The organism is Neorhizobium populisoli (assembly GCF_019430945.1).
Lineage (GTDB): Bacteria > Pseudomonadota > Alphaproteobacteria > Rhizobiales > Rhizobiaceae > Neorhizobium > Neorhizobium populisoli.
In genome coordinates, this window is record NZ_JAHYCB010000001.1 from 453,031 (window position 1) to 478,018 (window position 24,988).

The 24,988-nt window shown below is 60.5% G+C and carries 33 protein-coding genes; 9 read left to right on the forward strand and 24 right to left on the reverse strand.

Annotated elements, in window-relative coordinates; translation table 11 throughout:
* Nucleotides 1-173: 173 nt before the first annotated feature.
* Nucleotides 174-1,283, forward strand: a complete 1,110-nt coding sequence (locus KX729_RS02185; RefSeq protein ID WP_246617350.1) for an acyltransferase family protein — start codon at nt 174-176, stop codon at nt 1,281-1,283.
* Between the two features lie 253 nt (nt 1,284-1,536).
* Nucleotides 1,537-2,445: a hypothetical protein gene (locus tag KX729_RS02190; protein ID WP_219740796.1), complete on the forward strand. Its 909-nt coding sequence runs from the start codon at nt 1,537-1,539 to the stop codon at nt 2,443-2,445.
* Between the two features lie 204 nt (nt 2,446-2,649).
* Here the strand turns inward: KX729_RS02190 and KX729_RS02195 are convergent, their stop codons facing one another.
* The 3 genes from KX729_RS02195 to ftsZ all read right to left on the reverse strand — a co-directional run bounded on the left by KX729_RS02195 (nt 2,650) and on the right by ftsZ (nt 5,460).
* Nucleotides 2,650-3,351 (reverse strand): DUF1223 domain-containing protein, encoded by a 702-nt coding sequence (locus tag KX729_RS02195; RefSeq protein WP_219740797.1) that lies wholly within the window; start codon nt 3,349-3,351, stop codon nt 2,650-2,652.
* Between the two features lie 108 nt (nt 3,352-3,459).
* Nucleotides 3,460-4,245, reverse strand: a complete 786-nt coding sequence (locus KX729_RS02200; RefSeq protein WP_219740798.1) for a class I SAM-dependent methyltransferase — start codon at nt 4,243-4,245, stop codon at nt 3,460-3,462.
* 192 nt (nt 4,246-4,437) lie between these two features.
* Nucleotides 4,438-5,460 (reverse strand): cell division protein FtsZ, encoded by a 1,023-nt coding sequence (gene ftsZ / locus KX729_RS02205; RefSeq protein ID WP_219740799.1) that lies wholly within the window; start codon nt 5,458-5,460, stop codon nt 4,438-4,440.
* A 230-nt stretch (nt 5,461-5,690) separates the two neighbouring features.
* On the opposite strand from ftsZ, the gene KX729_RS02210 reads away from it, so the two are divergent.
* The 3 genes from KX729_RS02210 to KX729_RS02220 all read left to right on the forward strand — a co-directional run bounded on the left by KX729_RS02210 (nt 5,691) and on the right by KX729_RS02220 (nt 7,616).
* A complete protein-coding gene (locus KX729_RS02210) occupies nt 5,691-5,909 on the forward strand; it encodes a hypothetical protein (protein ID WP_219740800.1) in 219 nt (72 codons plus the stop codon).
* Nucleotides 5,910-5,986: 77 nt separating this feature from the next.
* Complete coding sequence (locus KX729_RS02215) at nt 5,987-6,985, forward strand: ketopantoate reductase family protein (RefSeq protein WP_219740801.1); 999 nt, start codon at nt 5,987-5,989, stop codon at nt 6,983-6,985.
* Between the two features lie 319 nt (nt 6,986-7,304).
* Nucleotides 7,305-7,616 carry a DUF1883 domain-containing protein gene (locus KX729_RS02220; RefSeq protein WP_219740802.1) on the forward strand — a complete coding sequence of 104 codons (312 nt, stop codon included), beginning with the start codon at nt 7,305-7,307 and terminating at the stop codon, nt 7,614-7,616.
* A 16-nt stretch (nt 7,617-7,632) separates the two neighbouring features.
* Here KX729_RS02220 and KX729_RS02225 read toward each other — a convergent pair whose 3' ends face one another.
* Nucleotides 7,633-8,949, reverse strand: coding sequence for a replication-associated recombination protein A (locus KX729_RS02225; RefSeq protein ID WP_219740803.1), 1,317 nt, complete (start codon nt 8,947-8,949; stop codon nt 7,633-7,635).
* Between the two features lie 13 nt (nt 8,950-8,962).
* Nucleotides 8,963-10,363: a DegQ family serine endoprotease gene (locus KX729_RS02230; protein ID WP_219741198.1), complete on the reverse strand. Its 1,401-nt coding sequence runs from the start codon at nt 10,361-10,363 to the stop codon at nt 8,963-8,965.
* Between the two features lie 135 nt (nt 10,364-10,498).
* Between KX729_RS02230 and KX729_RS02235 the strand changes: the two genes are divergently transcribed.
* Complete coding sequence (locus tag KX729_RS02235; protein WP_219740804.1) at nt 10,499-10,879, forward strand: YkvA family protein; 381 nt, start codon at nt 10,499-10,501, stop codon at nt 10,877-10,879.
* 32 nt (nt 10,880-10,911) lie between these two features.
* Nucleotides 10,912-11,274, forward strand: coding sequence for a lysozyme inhibitor LprI family protein (locus tag KX729_RS02240; protein WP_219740805.1), 363 nt, complete (start codon nt 10,912-10,914; stop codon nt 11,272-11,274).
* A 13-nt stretch (nt 11,275-11,287) separates the two neighbouring features.
* Here KX729_RS02240 and KX729_RS02245 read toward each other — a convergent pair whose 3' ends face one another.
* The 5 genes from KX729_RS02245 to KX729_RS02265 all read right to left on the reverse strand — a co-directional run bounded on the left by KX729_RS02245 (nt 11,288) and on the right by KX729_RS02265 (nt 14,340).
* Nucleotides 11,288-11,491: a DUF5615 family PIN-like protein gene (locus KX729_RS02245; protein ID WP_246617351.1), complete on the reverse strand. Its 204-nt coding sequence runs from the start codon at nt 11,489-11,491 to the stop codon at nt 11,288-11,290.
* On the reverse strand, nt 11,457-11,621 hold the full coding sequence (locus KX729_RS34515; protein WP_219740806.1) for a DUF5615 family PIN-like protein: 165 nt from the start codon (nt 11,619-11,621) through the stop codon (nt 11,457-11,459). The genes KX729_RS02245 and KX729_RS34515 overlap by 35 nt, the downstream gene beginning before the upstream one ends.
* On the reverse strand, nt 11,618-11,842 hold the full coding sequence (locus tag KX729_RS02255; protein ID WP_219740807.1) for a DUF433 domain-containing protein: 225 nt from the start codon (nt 11,840-11,842) through the stop codon (nt 11,618-11,620). Before KX729_RS02255 ends, KX729_RS34515 begins: the two co-directional genes overlap by 4 nt.
* Before the next feature lie 96 nt (nt 11,843-11,938).
* Nucleotides 11,939-13,774, reverse strand: coding sequence for a dihydroxy-acid dehydratase (gene ilvD, locus KX729_RS02260; protein ID WP_219740808.1), 1,836 nt, complete (start codon nt 13,772-13,774; stop codon nt 11,939-11,941).
* 155 nt (nt 13,775-13,929) lie between these two features.
* On the reverse strand, nt 13,930-14,340 hold the full coding sequence (locus KX729_RS02265; RefSeq protein WP_219740809.1) for a DUF4112 domain-containing protein: 411 nt from the start codon (nt 14,338-14,340) through the stop codon (nt 13,930-13,932).
* 205 nt (nt 14,341-14,545) lie between these two features.
* Here KX729_RS02265 and msrP point away from each other — a divergent pair, with 205 nt between their 5' ends.
* Together msrP and msrQ are read left to right on the forward strand one after the other, a co-directional pair.
* A complete protein-coding gene (gene msrP, locus KX729_RS02270; RefSeq protein ID WP_219740810.1) occupies nt 14,546-15,490 on the forward strand; it encodes a protein-methionine-sulfoxide reductase catalytic subunit MsrP in 945 nt (314 codons plus the stop codon).
* Nucleotides 15,490-16,131 (forward strand): protein-methionine-sulfoxide reductase heme-binding subunit MsrQ, encoded by a 642-nt coding sequence (gene msrQ, locus KX729_RS02275; protein WP_219740811.1) that lies wholly within the window; start codon nt 15,490-15,492, stop codon nt 16,129-16,131. The genes msrP and msrQ overlap by 1 nt, the downstream gene beginning before the upstream one ends.
* 18 nt (nt 16,132-16,149) lie before the next feature.
* Here the strand turns inward: msrQ and KX729_RS02280 are convergent, their stop codons facing one another.
* From KX729_RS02280 to rpsH, 14 genes are all read right to left on the reverse strand, one after another.
* Nucleotides 16,150-16,647: a DUF6985 domain-containing protein gene (locus KX729_RS02280; RefSeq protein WP_219740812.1), complete on the reverse strand. Its 498-nt coding sequence runs from the start codon at nt 16,645-16,647 to the stop codon at nt 16,150-16,152.
* The gene (locus tag KX729_RS02285; RefSeq protein ID WP_376775913.1) at nt 16,644-17,045 is read right to left on the reverse strand and encodes a ribosomal maturation YjgA family protein; all 402 of its coding nucleotides are present in this window, start codon (nt 17,043-17,045) and stop codon (nt 16,644-16,646) included. The genes KX729_RS02280 and KX729_RS02285 overlap by 4 nt, the downstream gene beginning before the upstream one ends.
* 78 nt (nt 17,046-17,123) lie before the next feature.
* Entirely contained in the window at nt 17,124-17,549 is a 426-nt protein-coding gene (gene rplQ / locus KX729_RS02290; RefSeq protein WP_219740813.1) for a 50S ribosomal protein L17, read from the reverse strand.
* A gap of 134 nt (nt 17,550-17,683) precedes the next feature.
* Nucleotides 17,684-18,694, reverse strand: coding sequence for a DNA-directed RNA polymerase subunit alpha (locus KX729_RS02295; protein WP_219740814.1), 1,011 nt, complete (start codon nt 18,692-18,694; stop codon nt 17,684-17,686).
* Nucleotides 18,695-18,858: 164 nt separating this feature from the next.
* Nucleotides 18,859-19,248, reverse strand: coding sequence for a 30S ribosomal protein S11 (rpsK, locus tag KX729_RS02300; RefSeq protein WP_007766864.1), 390 nt, complete (start codon nt 19,246-19,248; stop codon nt 18,859-18,861).
* 112 nt (nt 19,249-19,360) lie between these two features.
* The gene (rpsM, locus tag KX729_RS02305) at nt 19,361-19,729 is read right to left on the reverse strand and encodes a 30S ribosomal protein S13 (protein ID WP_219740815.1); all 369 of its coding nucleotides are present in this window, start codon (nt 19,727-19,729) and stop codon (nt 19,361-19,363) included.
* A gap of 237 nt (nt 19,730-19,966) precedes the next feature.
* On the reverse strand, nt 19,967-20,551 hold the full coding sequence (locus tag KX729_RS02310; protein WP_219740816.1) for an adenylate kinase: 585 nt from the start codon (nt 20,549-20,551) through the stop codon (nt 19,967-19,969).
* Complete coding sequence (gene secY, locus KX729_RS02315) at nt 20,548-21,888, reverse strand: preprotein translocase subunit SecY (RefSeq protein ID WP_219740817.1); 1,341 nt, start codon at nt 21,886-21,888, stop codon at nt 20,548-20,550. The genes KX729_RS02310 and secY overlap by 4 nt, the downstream gene beginning before the upstream one ends.
* A 248-nt stretch (nt 21,889-22,136) precedes the next feature.
* Entirely contained in the window at nt 22,137-22,619 is a 483-nt protein-coding gene (rplO, locus tag KX729_RS02320) for a 50S ribosomal protein L15 (RefSeq protein WP_219740818.1), read from the reverse strand.
* A gap of 10 nt (nt 22,620-22,629) precedes the next feature.
* Nucleotides 22,630-22,839, reverse strand: coding sequence for a 50S ribosomal protein L30 (rpmD, locus tag KX729_RS02325; protein ID WP_219740819.1), 210 nt, complete (start codon nt 22,837-22,839; stop codon nt 22,630-22,632).
* Nucleotides 22,840-22,853: 14 nt separating this feature from the next.
* Nucleotides 22,854-23,423 (reverse strand): 30S ribosomal protein S5, encoded by a 570-nt coding sequence (rpsE, locus tag KX729_RS02330; RefSeq protein WP_219740820.1) that lies wholly within the window; start codon nt 23,421-23,423, stop codon nt 22,854-22,856.
* A 206-nt stretch (nt 23,424-23,629) separates the two neighbouring features.
* Nucleotides 23,630-23,992, reverse strand: a complete 363-nt coding sequence (gene rplR, locus KX729_RS02335; RefSeq protein ID WP_219740821.1) for a 50S ribosomal protein L18 — start codon at nt 23,990-23,992, stop codon at nt 23,630-23,632.
* Between the two features lie 12 nt (nt 23,993-24,004).
* Nucleotides 24,005-24,538 (reverse strand): 50S ribosomal protein L6, encoded by a 534-nt coding sequence (gene rplF, locus KX729_RS02340; RefSeq protein ID WP_219740822.1) that lies wholly within the window; start codon nt 24,536-24,538, stop codon nt 24,005-24,007.
* Between the two features lie 43 nt (nt 24,539-24,581).
* Entirely contained in the window at nt 24,582-24,980 is a 399-nt protein-coding gene (gene rpsH, locus KX729_RS02345; protein WP_219740823.1) for a 30S ribosomal protein S8, read from the reverse strand.
* Nucleotides 24,981-24,988: the final 8 nt, after the last annotated feature.

Sequence of the window (24,988 nt, forward strand, 5' to 3'; positions counted from 1 at the left end):
ACAGGATCGGGAGCACGGCACAGATGTTGACGAAACGCAGGAATTGACGAAATCTTCGTTTCGTCATCCACGGGCATCTGCGCTCAACTATGATGCTCGCTCGGCGGACCGGGTTTCTTCAGAATCGTTTCGCGGTCGTTCCACATTCGATCAGGCTTCACCGAAGGATCAGCATGGCCGCTCTGCCGACAATGACCGAACCGGTGAAACGCGAACGCTTCGTGCTCCTGGACGGATTGCGCGGCATCGCCGCCCTGTTCATCGTTCAGCGGCATATCGAGCCTCTTTTGGGCAAGGCCCTGCCCTCCAGCTATCTCGGCGTCGACCTGTTCTTCGCATTGAGCGGCTTCGTGCTGGCGCATGCCTATGGTGCGGTGCTGAAAGACGGCCGCATGTCGCCGCTGCAGTTCATGACTGCCCGGTTCCTGCGCCTCTACCCGCTCTACGGCATCGCGCTGGTTCTGGTGGTCGCCTATTACATCCACATGTATTTTGCAGGCCGTGCCGTCATGGCCGAGGAATATGTGATCCCCGGCGAACTGGCGGCTGCGGTGGTCACCGGGCTGTTCTTCCTGCCGACGCCCTTCACCATCTCGTTCAATGCCGCGCTTTTTCTCGTCCATCCGGCCTGGTCGCTGTTCAACGAGCTGGTCGCCAATGTCGTTTATGCCGCAAAGGGTGTTCACGCGAGCGTCCGGCGGGTCGGTATCGTCATCGCCATAAGCGCCGTGCTGCTGGTCGTTGCAGCGATCGATTTCGATCGCCTGCATGCCGGTTTCCGGTGGAACGAGATGTATGCCGGTTTTGCGCGCGTCTTCTTCTCGTTTTCCGTCGGCATGCTGATCTACAGGTTCAGGCCGAAGATGCCCAAGGCGCGCCCTGTGCTTGCCCTTCTCTGCCTGCTGGCGGTCGCCGCGGTTCTGGCCTCCCCGACGCCGAGGGACCTTCGCGCGCCTTTCGACCTCCTGGTCGTCCTCTTGGTCTGGCCGTCGTTGCTCTATGTCGCAAGCGGCATCGTGCCGGATGCTCGCACCGGCGCCGTGGCCAGCTTTCTCGGCACTGCCTCCTACGGCGTCTATGTGCTGCACACGCCGCTCGCGGATTGGGCGATCGTGCTCTGGCCGAACGTCCTGTCACCGGATAACGGCGCGATCGCCGGGATCGCGCTGATTGCCGCGATCACGTTCATCTCATGGCTGCTGACGGTCGGCTTCGACGAACCGCTGCAGAAGCGCTTCAAGCGATGGCTGCGGCGGCCACGGACGGCCGTAGCCGCGAACTGATCCGGAGGCAGGAAAACACCTTCCCGCCAACCGCGCCTTGCAGGCACGCGGCCAACCGCAAGACGAAAAACGTAGAAATTTCCAAGCCCTAGGAACCAAAGATCGGCAGGTGTGTTGAGGAGGCGCAGCACATAAACAAACTGTGATCTTTCAGGAGGTTCATCATGGGACGCGGTATTCTGCTCTGGCTTCTCGGCATTCCACTGCCGATCGTCATCCTTCTCGTTCTCTTCATGCGTTGAGGACGAAAAACATGGCAATCTCAACGACGGGTTCTGCGGTGGCAACTCCGGTGGAGTCGTCACGGTCCGCAATATCCTGGGGACCGATCATCGGTGGCGCGGTTGCCGCCACGGGTATCAGCCTCATCCTCATTCTCTTCGGCTCCGGTCTCGGACTGACCATGGTTTCTCCCTGGTCGGGCGAAAGCAGTTCGGCGGCGACCATCGGCATCACCGCCGCAATCTGGCTGGTCGTGGTGCAGTGGCTTTCAGCAGCGCTCGGCGGCTATCTGACCGGCCGGCTTCGCACCAAATGGGCGGCAGTCCACACGGACGAAGTGTTTTTCCGCGATACGGCGCATGGTTTCGTGTCCTGGGCAGTGGCGACCGTCTTCGTTGCCGGCTTCCTGGCCTCGTCGCTCGGTTCGCTTGCCAGCGGCGGCGCGCAGGCTCTCGGAACCGCAGCGGCAACGGCCGGTGTGGCAGGTTCCGCGGCGGCTGCTTCCTCGACGGATAGCGGCAGCGCCAACGCGGCAACCTCCTACTTTACCGACGCCCTTCTGCGGCCACAGCAGGTTCAGGCGCAAGCCCGGAACGATGATGGTGCGGCGACTGCCGAAGTATCGCGCATTCTCCTGAACGGCGCCGTGCAAGGCGGCGTGCCGGAAAACGACAAAGCCTATCTGGCAGCCATCGTTTCCGCCCGCACCGGCCTGTCTCCGCAGGAATCACGTGCCCGTGTCGATGCCGTCCTGAAGCGGATCGACGACGCCAAGGTCGCCGCCCAGGAGGCAACCGACAAGGCACGCAAGGCCGCGGCAACCACTGCGCTTGTCGGCTCCCTGTCGCTTCTCGTCGGTGCCTTCATCTCCTGCGCCGCTGCAGCCCTCGGCGGCCGCCAGCGTGATGAGGAAGAAGACATCCTCATTTCACGTAGCTGAGCAGCGCAATCCAACCAATAGACACTGTATCGAAAAGATGCGGCCGCGCCCCAAGCGCGGCCGCTTTTCATTGGGCAATCGCGATAAATTTTAGGCCGCGTCGTTCCCGTGGTCCGAACCCAATTTATCCTTGCCGTCGGATCGTTCGTGCATTCCGGCAAGGAGCAACCGTTGAGCCTGCGCTTCCCCTTTTTCGCTCCCGCCTCAGTCCGTCAGTGCGGCCAGAATCTTGCCGCCGTCCGGCTCCTGCACAAGCACCGCGCGTTTCTTGCCGGCCTCGGCCTTGGAAACCGGCAGGCTGACGGCGTCACCGCTCCAGCTGCCAAGGCGCGTGAGTTCGCGTACCACATGTGCATGCGGCAGCTTCTCGCCGGCATTTTCGCCGCGCGCCACCGGCACGGTGACGACACCCGCATCGTATTTGACCAGCCAGATATCGGCAGCGGCTTTCGGCCTGTCACCCGCGGCGACCACAACGGCGTTGCTCTTGAAGCTGAGCGCCGGCCCGGGCAGCCGCTGTTGGGCAGCGATCGTCGCGCGGATTTCCTTGAGGTCCTGGCCGATAATCGAGCTACGGCCATTGATGACCATCTGCGGCGTGAAGGGGCCGTCTACGCCGAGCGACGGTTCGTAACGCGTCTGGCGATCGGTAAATTCCTGCTTGTCGAAAATATCCCTCCAGCCGAGATAATCCCAATAGGTCACCGCAAAACTCAGCGCCAGAATATCCGGCTCCTTGCTGAGCTTGACGAGATTTGCATTGGCCGGCGGGCAGGACGAGCAACCCTGGCTGGTGAAGAGCTCGACCACGACGGGATTTTTTGTTTCGGCCAGAGCCGGCGCCGCACCCGCCAGCCCGGCCAACAGCGCGCCCAGGGCGAAACGAAGAGAATTCTGGTTCTTCATCGGAATGTTCCTCGCGGCGGAATTGCCGTCACAAGGGAATTCGGTGCCGGAGGCTGTCCGGTTACGGCCTCACGGCTTAGTGACATCGGCCGGTGGTTTTTGGGCCGATCAGTTCTTGCCCGCCCGGATATGCAGGAAGATCGGCGCAACACGGGTATCGGCGACCACCGGCTCGGCGCGTGCCACCTCTTCCGACGCCATCGGCTCGCCAAAGGCCTGGATCGTCAGGCCTGCCTCGACGATCATCGAGACCCAGGTGGTGAGAGTGCGATGGAAGCGCGGGATGGAGAATGGCTTCAACGTCGCGGCCTCCTCTTTTGGAATGGAGGAGAAGGTCCAACGCTCCACCTTGCCGTCCGCCTCATCGAAATAGTCGGAAATCTGCACGGCGACCGCCTCGCCCGTCTCGTCGCGAATGTTCTTGCGGCTCGGCGGCACGAAGCAGGGATGCAGGATGGAGAACTGCAGGAAACCGCCGGGCTTCAGGACGCGGTGCACGCCTTTCAGCACCTGCCGCTGGTTGGCCATGTCCATCATCGACATGAAGGCGGTGACGAAATCGAATGTCGCGTCCGGAAAGTCGATCGTCTCGCCATTGCCCTCCACATAAGCGATGCCGAGTGGGTCCTGCGCTTCGGTCTCGCGGGCATAACGCAGGAAGGTCGGTGCGATGTCGAGGCCGGTCATGGTGGCGCCGAGTTTGGCGACGGCGCGGGTATTGGTTCCCTCGCCGCAGCCAAGATCGAGGCCTTTCAATCCGGCGACCGGCGGCAGCAGTTCCAGAAATGCGGGAGTGTTCAGCGCATCGCGATAGATGTCATAACCGGCCCGGGAATAAATGGTCCAGTTTTCGGCATTTGCTTCCCAATGGGCGGCAACATTCGTCCAGTCCATGCGAATTCCTCCAATAGCAAGCAACCCGCAGGCGATAAATCGGCCTCGGGTGTAAAAACAGATGAAACGAAATACAGGTCAAACGGGCCGCGACCTATATCGGCGGCAGATGACAATGAAAAGACGAAAACGCCCCCCGAAGGCGGAAACCTGCGGAGGGCGCGAAGAGATCGGTCTGGCCAGGTCGATGGCCTACTGAAGGATGCGCGGCACCGACTGGATGCCTGCAGCTCCGGCGGTCGCCGGCGCGCCGCCGCCATCAAGGCCGGTCGCTACGACGGAGACGCGGAACTTGCCGTCGAGATTGCGGTCGAAGATCGCGCCGACGACGATGTCGGCTTCATCCAGCACTTCGTCGCGGATGCGGCTTGCAGCTTCGTCGACTTCGAACAGTGTCATGTCGGAACCGCCGGAGATCGAGATCAGCACGCCCTTGGCGCCCTTCATCGAGATATCGTCGAGCAGCGGATTGGCGATCGCGGCTTCAGCGGCGGTCAGCGCGCGGCCATCGCCGGAGGCTTCGCCGGTGCCCATCATCGCGCGGCCCATGCCCTTCATGACCGACTTCACGTCGGCGAAGTCGAGGTTGATCAGGCCTTCCTTGACGATCAGGTCGGTAACACAGCTGACGCCGGCAAACAGCACCTTGTCGGCGGTCATGAACGCGTCTGCGAATGTGGTCTTGGCATCGGCGATACGGAAAAGGTTCTGGTTGGGAATGACGATGACGGTGTCTGCGGCGCGGCGCAGTTCCTCAATGCCGGCATCGGCCATCTTCATGCGACGGTTGCCTTCGAAGGTGAACGGCTTGGTGACAACGCCGACCGTCAGGATGCCGGCATTGCGGGCCGCCTGGGCGATGACGGGGGCTGCACCGGTGCCGGTGCCGCCGCCCATGCCGGCGGTGACAAAGCACATATGCGAGCCGGCGAGATGATCCATGATCTCGTCGATCGACTCTTCGGCTGCCGCACGGCCGACTTCCGGCAGCGAACCGGCGCCGAGGCCTTCCGTGACGTTGGCGCCGAGCTGGATGCGGCGCGACGCCTTGGAGGTGGCCAGAACCTGCGCATCGGTATTGGCTGCAATGAACTCGACGCCTTCCAGCTCCTCGACAATCATGTTGTTGATCGCATTGCCGCCGCCGCCGCCGACGCCGATGACGGTGATCTTCGGCCGCATCTCGGTGATCTGGAATTTCTTGCCGTCCGTCATCGCAATCTCCTTGGCATCCCCCTTAGGGGCATCGGCTTGTGCCGCGGGCAGCATGTGACTGCCCGAATCAATGCTATTTTAGCTGTGCAAGTAGGCAGAGGCTTGGCAAAAGGACAAGCATCCGTGGCTGGAAATCCCTTAAGTGAAATTTTCCACAACTTGGGCGGAACTTTTTCGCGTCTCGGCGATTGTCAAGATTCGATCACAAAAGAGAGGGAGCACAGCGTATCATGCCTACGACTGCCGCACGCGCGTCCGTAACTTCGCCGGACGACCATATCCTGACCGTTCAGGAAGCCCTTGAGCCGTTGTTCCTTGCCCTCGAAGAAGAAGCCGAGGTGAAGATGATCGCCGCCGCCGTCAAGGCTGGATGGTCGGCGGAAGACGCAGTCGCCGCGATCGACGAATTGCGCCGTACGGAACTTCTGCCAGGCCATCGCCCCCACTGATCCATCACAAAAACTCGTTCGTCAGGAAGCCTGCAACGCTCTAAGTCTATCGCACTGCATATAAGCGGAGCGAAAGCATGACGATCAGGAATATCTGCATCTACGGTGCAGGCGCGCTTGGCGGCGCGTTTGCGGCGAAGATCGCCAATGGATTGGGCGACGAGGTCAACGTATCGGTCGTGGCGCGGGGCGCGCATCTGGCCGCCATCCGCGAAAAAGGCCTGACCATCGTCAAGCAGGATAGCGATCCGGTGCATGCGCGGGTTACCGCGACCAACGACCCGTCCGAATTGCCGAAACAGGACCTCGTCATCACCGGCCTCAAGGGCCATCAGCTTGCCGAAGCAGCGGACGGCGTTGCCGGCCTGCTGAAGGACGGCACCCGCGTCATCAACATTCTGAACGGCATTCCCTGGTGGTACTTTCACCGGGACGAACAAAGCGGCCATGCGGAACGGCAACTTCCGGAAGTCGATCCGGACGGCAAGCTCTGGTCTCTGATCGGCCCCGAACGCGCGATCGGCTGCGTTGCCTATCAGGGTGCGGAAGTCATCGAACCGGGCACCGTGCAGCTCAACGGCGACGGGCGTTTCCACCTCGGCGAGCCGTCGGGAGAAATGTCGGCGGATCTTGCGGCGATTTCGGAACTGCTCGGCCGAGCGGGCATCACCATTACACAGAGCGACCGCATCCGCGATGTCCTGTGGACCAAGCTGATGGGCAATGCCGCCTATAACCCGATCAGCGCGCTGACCCGTGCGCGGATGAACGACATGATGGCGAACCCCGCCGTGGCTGCGCAAGTGGCGCAGGTCATGTCGGAAACCAAGGCCGTGGGTGAAGCGCTGGGTGCTGTGCTGAAGGACGATGTCGGCGCCCTCGTCAACCGCGCCGGCGGCTATGGGCCTGTGCGAACCTCGATGCTGCAGGATCTTATCGGTGGAAAACCTCTGGAAATCGTGCCGCTGACCGGCATGGTCGTGGCGCTCGGCAAGCTTGCCGGAATACCGACGCCGACCTGCGAGACCGTGCTGGCACTAACCATCCAGCTCGACCGAGAAAACCTCAGAAACTGATTCAAGCGGCTGCCGATCCGATTCACCAAACGGCCGCAGCCCATTGAAAAACAAGGACACCAGCCGGTGACCAAACAAAAGAAATCCCGCCACGGGGTGGTGGCGGGATCTGAGTTTTGGAGGTCACTATTTATTGTTGTTCGGCGGCTGCAGGGGACGAAAGCCACCATGTTATCAAGGTCGGCACCGTGTCGTTTTCAGACCATGCCGATTGATCCTTCGCTATACTAACACTTGAGTAACCTCATGGTTCCACGCTTCGTTAACGACGTACCGTTAGGATTGATGAACTTTCTCTACCGACACCAACGAGGCAGGAATGGCCGCTCCGAGTTTCCGATTCACGCATTACGATCTGAAGCCGCAACGCGCCGGCACGACGATCGAAGTGACGCTGAGTGCGGTCAATAACGTGCGCCTGATGACTGCCGTGAACTTCCAGCGATTCAACGAACGGCTGGATTTCAAATATGTCGGTGGCGTCGCCAAGCGTTCACCGATCCGTCTGGTCATTCCGGAAAACGGCCATTGGTTCGTGATCGTCGATATGGAAGGTCATCACGGCCTGGCGGAATCATCCGTCAAGATATTGGCAGCACCGGCAAACGTGATCTCGCAGAAGGCGTCCTGAGCCATCTTACCTGACGTCAGTCGGCGTTGCGGTCCTTGCGCAGCTTCGACCACCAGTCCAGCCGTTTCCGGATTTCCCGTTCGAAACCGCGTTCCACCGGTTCGTAGAATGTCTGCCGGCCCATTCTCTCCGGGAAATAATCCTGGCCCGAGAAAGCGTCCGGCTCATCGTGGTCGTAACGGTAGCCGTCGCCATATCCCTCGCCCTTCATCAGCTTGGTCGGCGCATTCAGGATATGCTTCGGCGGCAGCAGCGAGCCGTTCTGCTTGGCGGCCATGGTGGCGGCCTTGAAGGCGTTATACACCGCATTCGACTTCGGCGCCGTGGCGAGGTAGACGCAGGCCTGAGCCAGCGCCAGTTCGCCTTCCGGCGAGCCGAGATAGTCATAGGCGTCCTTGGCGGCATTGCAGACGACCAGCGCCTGCGGATCGGCAAGGCCGATATCCTCCACCGCCATGCGCACCAGCCGCCGGCCGAGATAAAGCGGGTCTTCGCCGGCATCGAACATGCGGGCGAGATAATAGAGCGCCGCATCGGGATCCGAACCGCGCACCGACTTATGCAGCGCCGAGATCAGGTTATAGTGGCCGTCCTGCGCCTTGTCGTAGACCGGGGCGCGGCGCTGGACGATCGCTGTCAGGCCGGCCGTGTCGAAGACTTCGCCGGGCCGGGCGGCACGCCAGACTTCTTCCGCCAGCGTCAGGACCGCGCGGCCATCGCCATCCGCCATGCGGACGAGGCTGGCGCGGGCATCGTCATCCAGCGGCAGCGGCTTTTGTTCGGTCTCTTCAGCACGTTGCAGGAGTTCGCTGAGGCTTTCCTCGTCATGGCTGCGGAAAGTCAGAACCCTCGCCCGCGACAGAAGAGCGGCGTTGAGCTCGAAGCTCGGATTTTCCGTGGTGGCGCCGACGAGGATGACGGTACCGTCTTCCATGACGGGCAGGAAACTGTCCTGCTGGGCGCGGTTGAAGCGATGGATCTCGTCGACGAACAGCAGCGTCTGACGACCATCCATGCGGCGCAGGCGGGCGGTTTCGAAAACCTTCTTCAGATCCGCGACGCCGGAAAAGATCGCCGAGATCTGTTCGAAAGCAAGGCCCGCCTCCCCGGAGAGAAGCCGGGCAACTGTCGTCTTGCCGGTGCCGGGCGGCCCCCAAAAAATCATCGAGCCGAGCGAACCGGAATCGATCATGCGGCGAAGCGCGCCGTCCTCACCCGTCAGATGCGGCTGGCCTGTGACTTCGGACAGCGTTTTCGGCCGCAGACGATCAGCGAGAGGCCGCCGGTTGGCGACCTCATCGGGAACCTTTGGCGCGAAAAGATCTCCGCTCATGCTTCTCTACTGCTCATCGAAAGAACTGCCGGATGCGCTGGCCGTCACGCTCGATCTCGACGCGCCAGAAGCCCGGATCGCTATCCAGCATGGCTTCAAGCGCCTTGGTGTTGGTGACAGTCGTGCCGTTAAGCGAGATGACGATGTCCTTCGGCTGGAAGCCGTAGCGGGCAGACGGCGAGCCGCGGGCGACATCGGTAACGATTACACCGGCCTTCTCTGCCGGCATTCTCATCTCGGTCGCGAGCCGCGGCGAGAGATTGGCGACATGCAGGCCGGCAAACGGATTGCGGCCATCCAGCACGCGCTCGTCCTTCGGCGTCGTTTCCGGCGCGGTATCGAGCGCGATCGAGACCTGCCGCTGGCCATCACTGGTCTGGACCGTCAAATTCGCCTTCTTGCCAAGGCCTGCGGTGGTGATGCGATAACCGAAGGCATCCGGATGTTCGACCGGGATGCCGTTGACGGCGGTGACGATCTCGCCGGCCTTGAGACCCGCACGATCGGCCGGGCCGCCTTCGACGACACGCACGACCAGCGCGCCGCGGGCGGTCTTGAGGCCAAGCGCTTCCGCAACGTCAGAAGTGACGGCATCGAAGGTCGCGCCGACGTAAGGCCGCGCGAATTCCTTCTGGCCTTCCGCTGCAGCCGCCAGGAAAACTTTTACGAGGTTGGACGGGATGGCAAAGCCAATACCGTTCGAACCACCGCCGCGCGAGAAGATCGCAGTATTAATGCCGATCAGCTCGCCGTTCATGTTCATCAGCGCGCCGCCGGAATTGCCGGGATTGATCGAGGCATCCGTCTGGATGAAGAAGCCGAAATCGCCGGATTTCACCTGGTTGCGGGCAAGCGCGGAGACGATGCCGCTCGTCACCGTCTGGCCGACGCCGAACGGGTTGCCGATGGCGAGCACGAGATCACCGACCTCGGTCCTGTCGGAATCGCCGAGCGGCAGGACCGGGAACTGTTCCTTGGCCTTGATGCGCAGCACGGCAAGGTCGATGCTTTCGTCCTTCAACAGCACTTCGCAAGGGAATTCACGGCCATCGGCGAGCGCGATCTTGATGTCGTCTGCGCCCTCGATGACGTGGTTGTTCGTCACGACCAGCCCTTCCTGCGAGAGGATGACGCCGGAGCCGAGCGAAGACTGTTTCTCGGACCGGTTCGGCATGCGCTGGCCGAAGAACTGTTCGAAGAAGGGATCGCCGGCAAACGGATTGAGCCGCTGCACGACGCGCTCGGCATAGACGTTGACGACGGCGCCGGCGGTCTGCTTGACGAGCGGCGAGAAGGAGAGCTGCATCTCCTGCCGGCTCTGCGGCACCGTCTTTTCCTGCGCAAAAGCGCTGGCGGGAAACAGAAGGCCAAAGGCCAGAAGACCGATCGACACGCGCTTCAGCAGGGTCAGCATATGATTCCTCATTCAAAAAATCCGGAACAGTTTGTAGCGCGGCACGCTGGAAAAGAAAGGTGGCCGAATCTGGGAGAAGATGGCGGAAATCCGCCAGTTGAACGTGCTATATAGGCGCGGGCCGGAGAGACGCCAATGGAACTGCTGACGAAAGCCAAACACTGGGCAAAGATCCTGAAGCGCGATGTCATCGCCCTCTGGATTGCGGCGCGCGATCCGCGCGTGCCGATCCATACGAAACTGGTCGCCAGCGCCGTCGCGGCCTACGCGCTCTCACCGATCGACCTCATTCCGGATTTCGTGCCGGTGCTCGGTTATCTCGACGATCTCCTCATCGTGCCGCTCGGCATCATGCTGGCAATCCGGCTGATCCGGCCCTCCCTGATGGCGGAGTTTCGTGCCGAGGCATCACGGCGGGCGGAGCGCCCGATCAGCCGCACCGGCCTCGTCTTCATCCTTGCCATCTGGCTTGCCTGCCTCATCTTCCTTCTGTGGAGCCTGTCGAAATACCTCTGAGCCGGCTCCACAGGCAACAGGAGTGCAGGCCCATGAAACAGATCCTTACCGCAACCGCCCTCGCCGCCCTTGTATTGGGGTTGGCATTGCCCGCCCTGCCCCGTACGTCGTCTGCGGCAAGCTTCGACTGCGACAAGGCCAATCTGGCTGCCGACGAAAAGGTCATCTGTGACACCCGCTCGCTGAACGACGCCGATGTGAAGATGGTGACGACATTCGACATCCTGACCAGCCTGCTGGCCATGGGCAATCGCGACAAGCTGCGGGACGAGCAGAGCGCCTGGCTGAAGAAACGCCAGGCCTGCGCCGAGGATGTCGAATGCATCCGCGCGGCCTATGCCGAGCGGCTGAAACAGTTGGACGAGGCGTATAAGAATTTGGAACGGCCGCTCTAGCGCCTGTTGCTGCTCACAGGACCTCGGCAATCACCTCGCCCGCCTCGAGCGAGGTGACGATTTCAGGAAGCGCCTTATCGAACCAACGCAACAGATCGCGGCTTCTGGTATTCGGCAGCCGGATCCAGACGATGGAGGGCCCCGATAGCGTCACCGCTCGTCGTTGTGCGAAATCCTCATCCTTACTGACGATCACCCGCTTCGATGCCGAAAGCATATTCCCATATCTGCCGGTCGGAAGACGACTGCAGACCGATATCGGAAACATGCTCAGCCTGGTGGCCATGCTCGATAAGCCAGCGGGCCAACAATGGCGGAAGCTGAGCATCGACCAGAAAATGCGTCAAGCGACACGCAGCACGACGTGATCGCTCTGACGGGCGGCGTATTCGAGCGCTGCAACGATATCTGCCGGCTCTAGAAGAGGATAATCTTCCAGTATCTCTTCATGGCTTGCTCCCGAAGCCAGAAGCTCCAAAACGTCTTTTACCCGGATACGAAGACCGCGAATAGAGGGGCGCCCAGAGCAAATATTCGGGTCGAACGTAATACGATGAATCTCAGACATCCCATGTCCTCTCGGCAGCAGCGATATCGCATATAGCACAAAGCGCCGCCGGAAAAACCGACGGCGCCCTTGGATTGATCGAAGTATGCTTCGTTCTTACTCCGGCAGAATGCGAACCGCGCCCTTGTCGGCGCTGGAAGCAAAAGCGGCATAGGCCTTCAGCGCCGTCGTGACGTTGCGCTTGCGCGGCTGCGACGGCTTCCAGCCGGCTGCATCCTGTTCAGCGCGACGCTCTGCGAGCACCGCTTCCGAAACCTTGAGGTTGATCGTGCGGTTCGGGATGTCGATCTCGATCGTATCGCCTTCGCGCACGAGGCCGATCGTGCCGCCGTTGGCGGCTTCCGGCGAGCAATGGCCGATGGAGAGGCCGGACGTGCCGCCGGAGAAGCGGCCGTCGGTGATGAGCGCGCAGGCTTTTCCGAGGCCCTTCGACTTCAGGTAGCTGGTCGGATAGAGCATTTCCTGCATGCCCGGGCCGCCCTTCGGGCCTTCGTAGATGATGACCACGACGTCGCCGGCAACGATCTCGTTGGAGAGGATCGACTTGACTGCGGCATCCTGGCTTTCGAAGACGCGCGCCGGGCCGGTGAATTTCAGGATCGATTCATCGACGCCGGCCGTCTTCACGATGCAGCCGTCGAGCGCGATATTGCCGCTCAGCACGGCAAGGCCGCCATCCTTCGAGAAGGGATGTTCGACCGAGCGGATGACGCCGCCGATGCGGTCGGTATCGAGCTCGTCCCAGCGGGCGTTCTGGCTGAAGGCGACCTGGGTCGGGATGCCGCCCGGAGCAGCCTTGAAGAAGTTGCGGACCGTTTCGCTATTGGTGCGGGTGATGTCCCAGCGATCGATCGCATCGCCCAGCGTTTCGGCATGCACGGTGTAGCAGTCGCGGTTCAGGATGCCGCCCTTATCCAGTTCGCCCAAGATCGACATGATGCCGCCGGCGCGGTGGACGTCTTCCATGTGAACGTCGCTCTTGGCGGGCGCGACCTTCGACAGGCAAGGCACCTTGCGCGACAGGCGGTCGATATCGTCCAGATTAAAATCAACCTCGCCTTCGTAGGCTGCAGCAAGGATATGCAGAACCGTATTGGTCGAGCCACCCATGGCGATGTCGAGCGCCATGGCGTTCTCGAAGGCCTGTTTGGTGGCGATCGAACGCGGCAGGACGTTGTAATCCTCCTGCTCGTAATGGCGGCGGGCGAGATCGACGATCAGGTGACCGGCTTCGACGAACAGGCGCTTGCGATCCGCATGGGTGGCGAGCGTCGAGCCATTGCCAGGAAGCGACAGGCCGAGCGCTTCGGTGAGGCAGTTCATCGAATTGGCGGTGAACATGCCGGAGCAGGAACCGCAGGTCGGACAGGCCGAGCGTTCGATGACGGCAACATCCTCATCGCTTATCTTGTCGTCGGCGGCGGCGACCATGGCGTCGATCAGGTCGAGCGAATGGGTCTTGCCCTTCAGGACGACCTTGCCGGCTTCCATCGGACCGCCCGAGACGAAGACGGCCGGGATGTTGAGGCGCATCGCGGCGTTCAGCATGCCGGGGGTGATCTTGTCGCAGTTCGAGATGCAGACCATGGCGTCGGCGCAGTGCGCATTGACCATGTATTCTACCGAGTCGGCGATGATTTCGCGCGACGGCAGCGAGTAGAGCATGCCGTCATGGCCCATGGCGATGCCGTCATCGACGGCGATCGTGTTGAATTCCTTGGCGACGCCGCCGGCCGCCTCGATCTCGCGGGCAACGAGCTGGCCAAGATCCTTCAGATGGACGTGGCCGGGTACGAACTGGGTGAAGGAATTCACCACCGCGATGATCGGCTTGCCGAAATCCGAATCCTTCATGCCCGTAGCGCGCCAAAGGCCGCGCGCACCCGCCATGTTGCGGCCGTGGGTGGTGGTTCTCGAACGATAAGCTGGCATGGTGTTGTCCTCGATCGCTTCTTGCGGGCTCGCTGCAGTCTACCGCTTTACCGGCAGACGCGCAAAAGCCCTCGGGTTTTGCGGCTTTCCTAGCGCAACCCCTAAAACATGTCACTATCACGACAGGCCAAAGCGGTACGGTTCAGATTGCGGACCTACTGTCTTCTCAGCTCATCCGGATGGACCCCGAAATGATCGAGGATCATCTGGACGTTGCGGCGGTGGGATTTGAAGAACAGGTCGAAGACGTCGCCGGCGAGTGGGACGCTGCCGAGAACGCTGTCGGCGGCGACATTGCCGAGCATCTGGACGAGCTTGGCCGGCGGCAGGCCGAGGCGGCGGGCTTCGTTGATGATGTAAAGGCCGACCAGCGCACCGCCGGCATCGCCGATGACCGGGATGAGGCCGAAGATGGAGTCGGCGCCGAAGCGGATGCGCGTGCCGGGAATGCCGATAGCGGTATCCATCAGCCTGGCAATGCCGGAAAGACGGCGAATGCGGCGCAGTCTCTCGGCACGATCAGCAAAAGCATCAGCTGATCCGGCATTCCAGGCATTGTCCGTCATGGATTGCACTCCTTGGCGCGCGACATTCTAAAGATGGAAATGAAACAGACCCGCCGGAAGTTCCCCGTCGGTTTATTCCATCAAAGGATCGCACGAATTTTCACGCAAACGTGGCTTTCGCACTATTTTCGCATGCTGTGAAACCGTTTGGTTTGGCGCTACGTATGGAGAGGAAAAGGCAGCGTTTGCCTGAAGGAGATTCGTCATGCCCGCCTATCGCCCGCCGCGTATTTCAGCCTCGGAGATCACCCCGCGCGAAATCTACATGTCGCGCCGCCATTTCATGGGTGCGGCGGCTGCAGCCGGTCTGGCGATGACAGGCGTGGGCGAGGCCTTTGCCGCGCCGCTGACGACCACTCCCGGCGCCTACAAGCTCGACGAAAAGCTGACGCCGAAGGAAGCGGTGACGACCTACAACAATTTCTACGAATTCGGCGTCAACAAGGAAGACCCCGCCGCCAATTCCGGCGACTTCAAGCCAACCCCATGGTCGGTGAAGATCGATGGCATGGTCGGCAAACCGACCGAAATCGGGCTGGAAGATCTGCTCAAGATGCCGCTCGAAGACCGCACCTATCGCATGCGCTGCGTCGAAGGCTGGTCGATGGCGATCCCGTGGGTCGGCTTTTCGCTTTCGGCATTGCTCGACAAGGTCGAGCCGCTCGGCAGTGCGAAATATGTCTCGTTCGAGACCGTCGTGCGTCCGGAAGAAATGCCGGGTCAGAAGGGCTTTTTCCAGGCCCTGCCCTGGCCCTATATCGAAGGGCTGCGCCTCGATGAAGCCCGCCATCCGCTGACTATTCTTGCCGTCGGCCTCTACGGTGAAACCCTGCCGAACGCCAACGGTGCGCCGATCCGGCTTGTCGTGCCGTGGAAATACGGCTTCAAGAGCATCAAGTCGATCGTCAGGATTTCGCTCGTCGACAAGCAGCCGCAGACGACCTGGAAGAATTCCAACGCCCGCGAATACGGCTTCTATTCCAACGTCAACCCGGCGGTCGATCATCCGCGCTGGAGCCAGGCGACGGAACAGCGCATCGGCGAAGGCGGCTTCTTCGGCTCCAATCGTCGGCCCACCCTGCCCTTCAACGGCTATGCCGAGCAGGTGGCGAGCCTCTATAACGGCATGGACCTGAAGGCGAATTACTGATGGTTTCCATCCCTGCCTTGCCTCGCCGCTACCACAAGGCCAGCATCTGGGCCCTGTATGTGATCGGGCTCTGTCCGGCAGTCTGGGATTTTTATCTCGCATATTCCGGCGCGCTGGGTTTCAATCCGGTCAAGGAATTCGAACACCTGCTCGGCACCTGGGCGCTCAGGTTCATCATCGCGACGCTGGCGATCACGCCGATCCGTGACCTGTTCGGCATCAACTGGATGCGCTACCGGCGTGCGCTTGGCCTGATCGCCTTCTATTATGTGTTGATGCATGTGGCGGTCTACGTGTCGCTCGACCTGCGTTTCGATTTCGGCGCTGTCTGGAGCGACATCGTCAAGCGCTGGTACATCACCATCGGCATGGCCTGCCTGCTGTTGTTGATCCCGCTCGCGGTAACCTCCAACAACTGGTCGATCCGCAAGCTATCCGGCGCCTGGAACAAGCTGCACAAGCTGATCTATCTGATCGCCATCGGTGGGGTGATCCACTACATCCTGTCGGTCAAATCGGTAACGCTGGTACCGTCGACCTATATCGCGCTGATCGTGCTGCTGGTGGCCTATCGGGCGGTGCGACGGCCGATTTTGGATTGGAAGCGCGGCAAAACGAAGATGGCTCAGGCAACTCGGTAGAGGCAGTCGAAATCTGTTTCAGGACGGATCCGTCAAGCGCGTCATATGCTGCGGATGGACAGCGCGATATACCACGTCCGCAAGCGTGTCGTCGGCATAGGCATTGGCATTGGTGATATGCCCATCGTAGCCACCGACCTTGCACAGCGTCGTGCCGCCGCGCCAGACCATCATCAGGCCATGCTCCCGATCCCAGGCACATTCGGCCTCCATGACGACGTAGCAGTTGTCGTCATCACGCCTGCCTTTCTCGACAAAGACCGGGCCGGGCGTAACGTGCCGCCAGATTTCGGAAGCGTTTGATACAACTCCCATTTCGTCATCCAGCCACTCGCCTTCGCCGATGAGCGCCCGGAAATCTGCGTAATAGGCGAAGACATGGCGCGCGTCTGCGAGACGATTGGAGGTATCGAGGCAAAGGAACGCTTTCAAAGCCGCGGCCGCCGGCTCCTCAAGATCGATGTCGTCAACCTCGACCTCGGCATGATCGAAATATGGAATGCGGGTTTCCGTCATCTTGTCTTCCTCAAGCGGCGATCCAGCCAAAATGCCATCAGGATGCCCGCCATATAGGCAAGGATATTCCAAAGTGAGAAGACGCGTCCGAGCAAGAGCGCTCCGGCGGTGGTCAGGCGAAACTCGTCCAGCCAGGGAGCATGGTACAATCGCAGCATCTCTATGCAGATTGCGACAGTGACCGAATAGGCGAGAACTGCTGTCCGGCTGTGGCGATACAAGAGTGCCGCAACGAGGAAATAAACCATCGCGCCCCAGAGTATCGAGCCGCCGTATTTGACGACGACGAACGGCAGGCCCAGATCATAGCCGAACCGTCGCAAGGCAAGGCCGGCAGCGATGACGGCGACCGCGGCAATCAAGCGGCTCTTTCGTTCAGACCAACCTCGCCACATCATCCGTTTCCTCCCCGAACCCGAAACACAAAAAAGCCGGGTGTTTCCACCCGGCTTTTTCAAATCCGCGATGCGGATAAATCAAGCGGCTTCGGCAGCGTCTGCTTCAGCGGCAACACGAGCCTTGTCGGCAGCGCCCTTGGCATCGACGTCGCGTTCGACGAACTCGATGACGGCCATGGCAGCATTGTCGCCCTGGCGGAAGCCGGCCTTCATGATGCGCAGGTAGCCGCCGTTGCGGTTTGCGTAACGCGAAGCGATGGCGTCGAACAGCTTGCGAACAGCGTCCTGGTCCTGGATCTGCGAGATCGCCTGACGACGAGCGTGCAGGTCGCCGCGCTTGCCGAGCGTGACGAGCTTTTCGACGATCGGGCGAATTTCCTTCGCCTTCGGCAGGGTGGTGACGATCTGCTCATGAGTGATGAGCGAAGCAGCCATGTTGGCGAACATCGCCTTACGATGGCTTGCGGTGCGGTTGAGCTTGCGGCCGGCTACTCCGTGGCGCATGGCTATTCTCCTTTAATGCAGGTATCCGCTCTTCGTGCGGCCTGCCGTTTCCTGGCACATACGGGCACTCATGTCTTCGACGAGAGGCCCGCTGTTTGACGGGGAAAGGCAGTCAAGACCTGCCTTTGTTGATTTCAGTACTGGTCTTCGTAACGCTTGGCGAGATCTTCGATGTTTTCCGGCGGCCAGGCGGGAACTTCCATACCCAGATGGAGGCCCATGGATGCCAGAACTTCCTTGATCTCGTTCAGCGACTTACGACCAAAGTTCGGAGTACGGAGCATTTCCGCCTCGGTCTTCTGGATGAGGTCGCCGATGTAGACGATGTTGTCGTTCTTCAGGCAGTTGGCCGAACGGACGGAAAGTTCCAGTTCGTCGACCTTCTTGAGGAGTGCCGGGTTGAACGCGAGTTCGGTAACGGCTTCTTCCTCGACGTCCTTCTGCGGTTCGTCGAAGTTGACGAAGACCGAGAGCTGGTCCTGAAGGATGCGGGCGGCAAAGGCTACGGCGTCTTCACCCGTGACCGAGCCATCGGTTTCGATGGTCATGGTCAGCTTGTCGTAGTCAAGAACCTGACCTTCGCGGGTGTTTTCCACCTTGTAGGACACTTTCTTGACCGGCGAATAGAGGCTGTCGACCGGGATGAGACCGATCGGAGCATCTTCTGCACGGTTACGCTCGGCCGGGACATAACCCTTGCCGTTGTTGACCGTGAATTCCATGCGGATTTCCGCACCTTCGTCGAGGGTGCAGATGACATGGTCGGGGTTCAGAATTTCGATATCGCCGACCGTCTGAATGTCGCCGGCAACGACCGAGCCCGGGCCCTGCTTGCGCACGACCATGCGCTTTGCGTCATCGCCATCCATCTTGATGGCGATTTCCTTGATGTTGAGCACGATGTCCGTCACGTCTTCCCGCACACCCGGGATCGACGAGAATTCATGCAATACGCCGTCGATCTGGACTGCCGTGACGGCAGCGCCGCGAAGCGACGACAGAAGCACGCGACGAAGCGCGTTGCCGAGCGTCAGGCCGAAGCCGCGCTCAAGAGGTTCGGCAACAAGCGTTACCTTGGTACGGCCAGACGAGGTGAAGTCCACCTTGTTCGGCTTGATCAGTTCCTGCCAGTTCTTCTGGATCATCACTAGATACCTTCCGTTCGTTGCCACCATCCAATCGTGGCAACCGTGTCGGCTATACAGGCAAAGCCGCCGAACCCTCCACGGAGGATCAGGCGGCCATGCCCGAACTCAACGAAGAAACCGCCAATCCTCAAAGGGCTCGGCGGCTTCTCGAATTCCGACGATCAGACGCGGCGCTTCTTGCGCGGGCGGCAGCCGTTGTGCGGGATCGGGGTCACGTCGCGGATCGAGGTGATCATGAAGCCGGCAGCCTGGAGAGCGCGCAGAGCCGATTCACGGCCGGAACCCGGACCGCAAACTTCGACTTCCAGCGACTTCATGCCATGCTCCTGAGCCTTCTTGGCGCAGTCTTCGGCAGCGATCTGAGCCGCGAACGGGGTCGACTTGCGCGAACCCTTGAAGCCCTTGGCACCAGCAGACGACCAGGCAATAGCATTGCCCTGTGCGTCGGTGATGGTGATCATCGTGTTGTTGAAGGTAGAATTGACGTGGGCAACGCCCGACGTGATATTTTTACGCTCGCGTCTACGGACGCGGGTGGCTTCCTTGGCCATTTTATCCCTTTCGTTGATCTCTGCACCGCCGTAATTCCAGCGGCTCCACCTTGGAACGAAACGTCACAAAACAGCGGACAGAACCCTGTCCGCTTGCGACGTCCATCCAAAATTACTTCTTCTTACCTGCGATCGCCTTCGCCGGGCCCTTGCGGGTGCGGGCGTTGGTGTGCGTGCGCTGACCGCGGACCGGGAGGCCACGACGGTGACGCAGGCCGCGGTAGCAGCCAAGGTCCATCAGACGCTTGATGTTCATCGCGGTTTCGCGACGAAGATCGCCTTCGACCTGATAATCACGGTCGATGGTTTCGCGGATCTGCAGGACTTCGGAGTCGGTCAGCTGGTGGACGCGCTTGTCAGCGGCCAGACCGGTCTTCTCCATGATTTCCTGTGCGAATTTCGGGCCGATCCCGTGAATGTAGGTCAGCGCGATGACAACGCGCTTCGCAGTCGGGATGTTGACGCCAGCGATACGTGCCACGCCTATTCTCCTTGGTTCCGGTTGCCATCCGGCAAGCGGTACTTCTTCCATGAAAGCGACCATCTTGAGCCGCCAGTTCAATACCATACGAGACAGCTCAAAACGATCAGCCCCGGATGCCCTTGCGGAAATCCGCGCCAATCGCTCAAACATGTCGCGAGTTGGCGCGGTGTTTAACGGAATCAGCGTTGAATTGCAACCGCCGACCCCAAGATTCTTTAATAGTTCAATGACGGCTCAAAGAGCCGACAGGATATTTTCGATTTCGCCGGTAACCTGGTCCATCGACGCCATGCCGTCGATGCTCTTCAGCTTGCCCTTGGCATGATAGTAGCCGATCAGCGGCGCCGTGCTCTTGTAATAGGCACGCAGACGATCGGCGTAGATTTCTGCGTTGTCGTCCTTACGGACCGGCTGGCCGGCGGCGCGGGCTTCTTCCGCACGGTGGAGGATGCGGCCGACCATGGCCGAATCGTCAACAGCCAATTCGATCGCAACGTCCAGCGCCAGACCCTTCTGCTTGAGCATCACCTCGACTGCGTCAGCCTGCACCAAGGTGCGCGGATAACCGTCGAGTATGAAGCCGTTGGCACAATCCGGCTGGTCAATGCGTTCGGAAACGATCGCATTGACGATTTCGTCGGAAACGAGGTTGCCGGCGTCCATGACAGCCTTGGCGCGCTTGCCGACTTCCGTCTCGGCGGTTACCGCCGCACGCAGCATATCACCCGTGGAGAGCTGCGGGATGCCGTGCTTCTCCACGATCCGCTGGGCCTGGGTCCCCTTACCCGCGCCCGGCGGTCCTAACAGAATCAGTCTCATCGTCCCCTCTTTCCTCCACGCAATTTCGACTTCTTGATCAGGCCCTCATACTGCTGAGCAATGAGGTGTCCCTGAATCTGCGCAACCGTATCAAGGGTTACACTCACGATGATCAAAAGCGAAGTACCACCAAGGGCTAATGGCACGCCGGTGCGGGCCACCAGGAATTCCGGCAGAATGCAGACGACGACAAGGTAGATCGCGCCGATGACCGTGATCCGGGTCAGCACATAATCGATATACTCAGCGGTACGCTCGCCCGGACGGATGCCCGGAATGAAGCCGCCATGCTTCTTCAGGTTATCGGCCGTGTCCTTCGGATTGAAGACGATAGCCGTGTAGAAGAAGGCGAAGAAGGCGATCAGCAGGCCGTAAAGCAGCATGAACAGCGGCTGGCCGTGGCCGAGCGACGAGATGATCGCGGTCGCCCAGCTGGGAAGTTCGCTATTGCCGGCAAAACCCGCAGCAGTCGCCGGCAGAAGCAGCAGCGAGGACGCGAAGATCGCCGGAATGACGCCAGACGTGTTGAGTTTCAGCGGAAGGTGCGACGTATCGCCCTGGAACATGCGGTTGCCAACTTGACGCTTCGGATACTGGATCAACAGACGGCGCTGGGCGCGTTCGACGAAGACGATCAGTGCAATGACGATGATCGCAACGATGAGAACTGTGAGAATCAGTGCCGTCGGCAGAGCGCCGGTGCGGCCCAGTTCCAGCGTACCGGCGAGCGCGGTCGGAAGACCTGCGGCGATACCGGAGAAAATGATCAGCGAGATGCCGTTGCCGATGCCGCGCGAGGTGATCTGCTCGCCGAGCCACATCAGGAACATGGTGCCGCCAAGCAGCGTCACGACAGTGGAAAGCTTGAAGAACCAGCCCGGATCGAGAACGAGACCGTTGCCGCTCTCGAGGCCGGCCGCGATACCATAGGCCTGCAGCGTGCCGAGAAGGACGGTACCGTAACGGGTGTACTGGTTGATGATCTTGCGGCCCTGTTCGCCTTCCTTCTTGAGGTTTTCAAGCGAGGGAACGACCGAAGTCATCAGCTGCACAATGATCGATGCGGAAATGTAAGGCATGATGCCGAGCGCGAAGATCGCCATGCGCTCGACGGCGCCGCCCGAAAACATGTTGAAGAGGCCGAGGATGCCGCCGGCCTGGCCGCGGAAGGCCTGCGCATACGCTTCGGGGTTCAAGCCCGGAAGCGGGATATGCGTGCCGAGGCGGTAAACGAGGAGAGCAGCAAGCGTGAACCACAGCCGCTTCTTGAGATCCTCTGCCTTGGCGAAGGTGGAAAAATTCAGATTGGAGGCAAGTTGTTCCGCTGCAGACGCCATGCAATTCTCCGCCCGACCCATTCTCCGGCGGCGGGGAAAGTGCCTGGTCCGGAAAGTCGTCTAACAATTCTGGTTCAAAAAACCGGGCGCGGAGATTGCGAAAGCAACCGGATGCCTCACCCTGTTTTCCGTATGATCCCGGCCAGCTGGTACCTGGTGAAAGTCCGGTGGACCGAATGGATCGTGAGGCTCACATATGGAGATAAAATCGCCCGGTGTGAAGCTCAAACCGGGCGATTCTAAACGATTTATTCTGCGGCAGATTCAGCAGCTACGACGAGCAGCTTGATCGAGCCACCGCTCTTTTCGATCTTCTCGACGGCAGCCTTGGAGGCGCCGGCGACTTCGATCGAAACCTTTGCCGTCAGCTCGCCGTCGGCGAGGATACGGACACCGTCCTTCGGGCGACGGATGACGCCGGCTGCCTTGAGGGCGGCTGCGTCAACGGTTGCCTTGGCATCCAGCTTGCCGGCATCGATCGCGGTCTGGATACGGCCGAGCGATACGGTTGCGTATTCAGACTTGAAGATGTTGGTGAAGCCGCGCTTCGGCAGGCGACGGTAGATGGGCATCTGACCGCCTTCGAAGCCGTTGATGGCAACGCCCGAACGAGCCTTCTGACCCTTGACGCCGCGACCACCGGTCTTGCCCTTGCCGGAACCGATACCGCGACCTACGCGGATACGGTCCTTGGACGAACCTTCGTTGTCCTTGATCTCATTGAGTTTCATGGTCAAATCCTCACTTCTCGTCAACGACGCGGACGAGATGCTGGACAGCGCGGATCATGCCACGAACGGAAGGGGTATCTTCCAGAGTGCTGGTCCGGTGCAGCTTGTTGAGGCCGAGACCGATCAGCGTTGCACGCTGTACGGCCGGGCGGCGGATGGGGCTGCCGGTCTGTTGAACGGTAACCGTCTTTGCTTCTGTCTTCTTCGTAGCCTTAGCCATGAGTCAGGTCCCTCTTATTCTTCCGCGGCATTGCCGGAAGCGGCGCGGCGAGCCTGAAGCGTTGCATACTTGATGCCGCGCTGTGCTGCTACGTCCTTCGGGTGTACCTGGTGCTTCAGAGCGTCGAAGGTAGCGCGAACCATGTTGTAAGGGTTCGAGGAACCGGTCGACTTGGCGACGACGTCATGCATGCCGAGGGTTTCGAAGACAGCGCGCATCGGGCCGCCTGCGATGATACCCGTACCGGCCTTGGCCGAGCGCAGCAGAACCTTGCCGGCGCCGTGACGGCCATTGACGTCGTGATGCAGCGTACGGCCGTCGCGCAGCGGTACGAAGATCAGGTCGCGCTTGGCGGATTCGGTCGCCTTGCGGATGGCTTCCGGCACTTCACGTGCCTTGCCATGGCCGAAGCCGACGCGGCCCTTCTGGTCGCCGACGACGACGAGAGCTGCGAAACCGAAGCGACGGCCGCCCTTGACGACCTTGGCGACGCGATTAATTGCTACGAGCTTGTCAACGAATTCGCTGTCGCGCTCTTCACGGGCCTGGCGGTCTTCGCGCTGGCCCTTTCTTTCCTGTGCCATTGTCCTTGTCCTTTTTCTTTTGCGGGTGGAACGGCAGGTTAACCCAATGAAGCAGATCGAACTTTTCGTTCTGATCGGCTCCGTCTTATTCCAAGCGATCCCAGGAAATTTCCCGGCATTGCGACGGAATCCGGAAATTCCGGAAGGTGCGGCGAACCGCAATTCGCCCGACCCTCCCCTTCACGGGAAAGATCGGGCGAAATTTCTTAGAAGCTCAGACCGCCTTCGCGGGCAGCTTCGGCAAGTGCCTTGATACGGCCGTGATAGATGAAGGCGCCGCGATCGAACACGACTTCCTTCACGCCAGCCTTTTCGGCACGCTCGGCGACCAGCTTGCCGACGGCAGCAGCAGCTGCAACGTCAGCACCGGTCTTGAGCGAGGTGCGCAGACCTGCGTCGAGGGTCGAAGCGGCAGCAAGCGTGCGGCCGGCGACATCGTCGATGATCTGAACGTAGATGTTCTTCGAGGAGCGGTGAACCGACAGACGCGGACGGCCGTTTGCGACCTTCTTGATCTGGCGGCGAACACGGCTCGCACGCTTGGTGAGTGCTTCTTTACGAGTTGCCATGATTCCGCGTCCTTACTTCTTCTTGCCTTCCTTGCGGACGATCCGTTCCTCAGCGTACTTGACGCCTTTGCCCTTGTAGGGCTCGGGACCACGGTATTCGCGGATTTCCGCGGCTACCTGACCGACCTGCTGCTTGTTGATGCCGGAGATGACGATTTCCGTCGGCTTCGGCACGGCAATGGTGATGCCCTGCGGGGCTTCATAAACCACGTCGTGGGAAAAGCCGAGCTGCAGCTGCAGGTTCTTGCCCTGCAGTGATGCGCGGTAACCGACGCCGTTGATTTCGAGCTTGCGTTCGAAACCGTCCTTAACACCCTTGAAGATGTTCTCGATCATCGTGCGGGACATGCCCCACTTGGAACGAGCATCCTTGGTCTGGCTGACCGGGGCGACCGAAACAGAGTTGTTTTCGAAGCCGAGCTTGATTTCGTCGTTGGCGACGAAAAACAGCTCGCCCTTCGGGCCCTTTGCGGTGACCTTCTGGCCATCGACGGTCGCCGTCACACCTGCCGGAACCTGGACGGCTTTTTTACCGATACGAGACATTTTTAATCCTGTCTGTCCGTTATGGAGTTCCCCTGCTCTGATCTTAGAAGACCGAGCAGAGAACCTCGCCGCCTACGTTCTGTTCGCGAGCCTGGTGATCGGCCATCACACCCTTCGGAGTCGAAAGGATAGTGATACCGAGGCCGTTAAACACCTGCGGAATGGACTTGACCGAGACATAAACTCGGCGGCCCGGCTTGGACACGCGGCCGATCTCGCGGATCACCGACGCGCCTTCATAGTACTTGAGTTCGATTTCGATCTCGGCCTTGCCGTTACCGTAATCGATTTCCGAATAACCGCGGATGTAGCCTTCAGCCTGCAGAACGTCGAGAACGCGTGCACGCAGCTTGGAAGCAGGCGTGGAAACGGTCGACTTGCGGCGGGCTGCGCCGTTGCGGATACGGGTGAGCATATCGCCCAAGGGATCAGTCATGGTCATCTAACGAT

Bases quoted from the DNA above. Each gene is read 5' to 3' on its own strand.
- KX729_RS02185 (WP_246617350.1), top strand. From the start codon at position 174: ATGGCCGCTCTGCCGACAATGACCGAACCGGTGAAACGCGAACGCTTC.
- KX729_RS02190 (WP_219740796.1), top strand. From the start codon at position 1,537: ATGGCAATCTCAACGACGGGTTCTGCGGTGGCAACTCCGGTGGAGTCG.
- KX729_RS02195 (WP_219740797.1), bottom strand. From the start codon at position 3,351: ATGAAGAACCAGAATTCTCTTCGTTTCGCCCTGGGCGCGCTGTTGGCC.
- KX729_RS02200 (WP_219740798.1), bottom strand. From the start codon at position 4,245: ATGGACTGGACGAATGTTGCCGCCCATTGGGAAGCAAATGCCGAAAAC.
- ftsZ (WP_219740799.1), bottom strand. From the start codon at position 5,460: ATGACGGACGGCAAGAAATTCCAGATCACCGAGATGCGGCCGAAGATC.
- KX729_RS02210 (WP_219740800.1), top strand. From the start codon at position 5,691: ATGCCTACGACTGCCGCACGCGCGTCCGTAACTTCGCCGGACGACCAT.
- KX729_RS02215 (WP_219740801.1), top strand. From the start codon at position 5,987: ATGACGATCAGGAATATCTGCATCTACGGTGCAGGCGCGCTTGGCGGC.
- KX729_RS02220 (WP_219740802.1), top strand. From the start codon at position 7,305: ATGGCCGCTCCGAGTTTCCGATTCACGCATTACGATCTGAAGCCGCAA.
- KX729_RS02225 (WP_219740803.1), bottom strand. From the start codon at position 8,949: ATGAGCGGAGATCTTTTCGCGCCAAAGGTTCCCGATGAGGTCGCCAAC.
- KX729_RS02230 (WP_219741198.1), bottom strand. From the start codon at position 10,363: ATGCTGACCCTGCTGAAGCGCGTGTCGATCGGTCTTCTGGCCTTTGGC.
- KX729_RS02235 (WP_219740804.1), top strand. From the start codon at position 10,499: ATGGAACTGCTGACGAAAGCCAAACACTGGGCAAAGATCCTGAAGCGC.
- KX729_RS02240 (WP_219740805.1), top strand. From the start codon at position 10,912: ATGAAACAGATCCTTACCGCAACCGCCCTCGCCGCCCTTGTATTGGGG.
- KX729_RS02245 (WP_246617351.1), bottom strand. From the start codon at position 11,491: ATGCTTTCGGCATCGAAGCGGGTGATCGTCAGTAAGGATGAGGATTTC.
- KX729_RS02255 (WP_219740807.1), bottom strand. From the start codon at position 11,842: ATGTCTGAGATTCATCGTATTACGTTCGACCCGAATATTTGCTCTGGG.
- ilvD (WP_219740808.1), bottom strand. From the start codon at position 13,774: ATGCCAGCTTATCGTTCGAGAACCACCACCCACGGCCGCAACATGGCG.
- KX729_RS02265 (WP_219740809.1), bottom strand. From the start codon at position 14,340: ATGACGGACAATGCCTGGAATGCCGGATCAGCTGATGCTTTTGCTGAT.
- msrP (WP_219740810.1), top strand. From the start codon at position 14,546: ATGCCCGCCTATCGCCCGCCGCGTATTTCAGCCTCGGAGATCACCCCG.
- msrQ (WP_219740811.1), top strand. From the start codon at position 15,490: ATGGTTTCCATCCCTGCCTTGCCTCGCCGCTACCACAAGGCCAGCATC.
- KX729_RS02280 (WP_219740812.1), bottom strand. From the start codon at position 16,647: ATGACGGAAACCCGCATTCCATATTTCGATCATGCCGAGGTCGAGGTT.
- KX729_RS02285 (WP_376775913.1), bottom strand. From the start codon at position 17,045: ATGATGTGGCGAGGTTGGTCTGAACGAAAGAGCCGCTTGATTGCCGCG.
- rplQ (WP_219740813.1), bottom strand. From the start codon at position 17,549: ATGCGCCACGGAGTAGCCGGCCGCAAGCTCAACCGCACCGCAAGCCAT.
- KX729_RS02295 (WP_219740814.1), bottom strand. From the start codon at position 18,694: ATGATCCAGAAGAACTGGCAGGAACTGATCAAGCCGAACAAGGTGGAC.
- rpsK (WP_007766864.1), bottom strand. From the start codon at position 19,248: ATGGCCAAGGAAGCCACCCGCGTCCGTAGACGCGAGCGTAAAAATATC.
- KX729_RS02310 (WP_219740816.1), bottom strand. From the start codon at position 20,551: ATGAGACTGATTCTGTTAGGACCGCCGGGCGCGGGTAAGGGGACCCAG.
- secY (WP_219740817.1), bottom strand. From the start codon at position 21,888: ATGGCGTCTGCAGCGGAACAACTTGCCTCCAATCTGAATTTTTCCACC.
- rplO (WP_219740818.1), bottom strand. From the start codon at position 22,619: ATGAAACTCAATGAGATCAAGGACAACGAAGGTTCGTCCAAGGACCGT.
- rpmD (WP_219740819.1), bottom strand. From the start codon at position 22,839: ATGGCTAAGGCTACGAAGAAGACAGAAGCAAAGACGGTTACCGTTCAA.
- rpsE (WP_219740820.1), bottom strand. From the start codon at position 23,423: ATGGCACAGGAAAGAAAGGGCCAGCGCGAAGACCGCCAGGCCCGTGAA.
- rplR (WP_219740821.1), bottom strand. From the start codon at position 23,992: ATGGCAACTCGTAAAGAAGCACTCACCAAGCGTGCGAGCCGTGTTCGC.
- rplF (WP_219740822.1), bottom strand. From the start codon at position 24,538: ATGTCTCGTATCGGTAAAAAAGCCGTCCAGGTTCCGGCAGGTGTGACG.
- rpsH (WP_219740823.1), bottom strand. From the start codon at position 24,980: ATGACCATGACTGATCCCTTGGGCGATATGCTCACCCGTATCCGCAAC.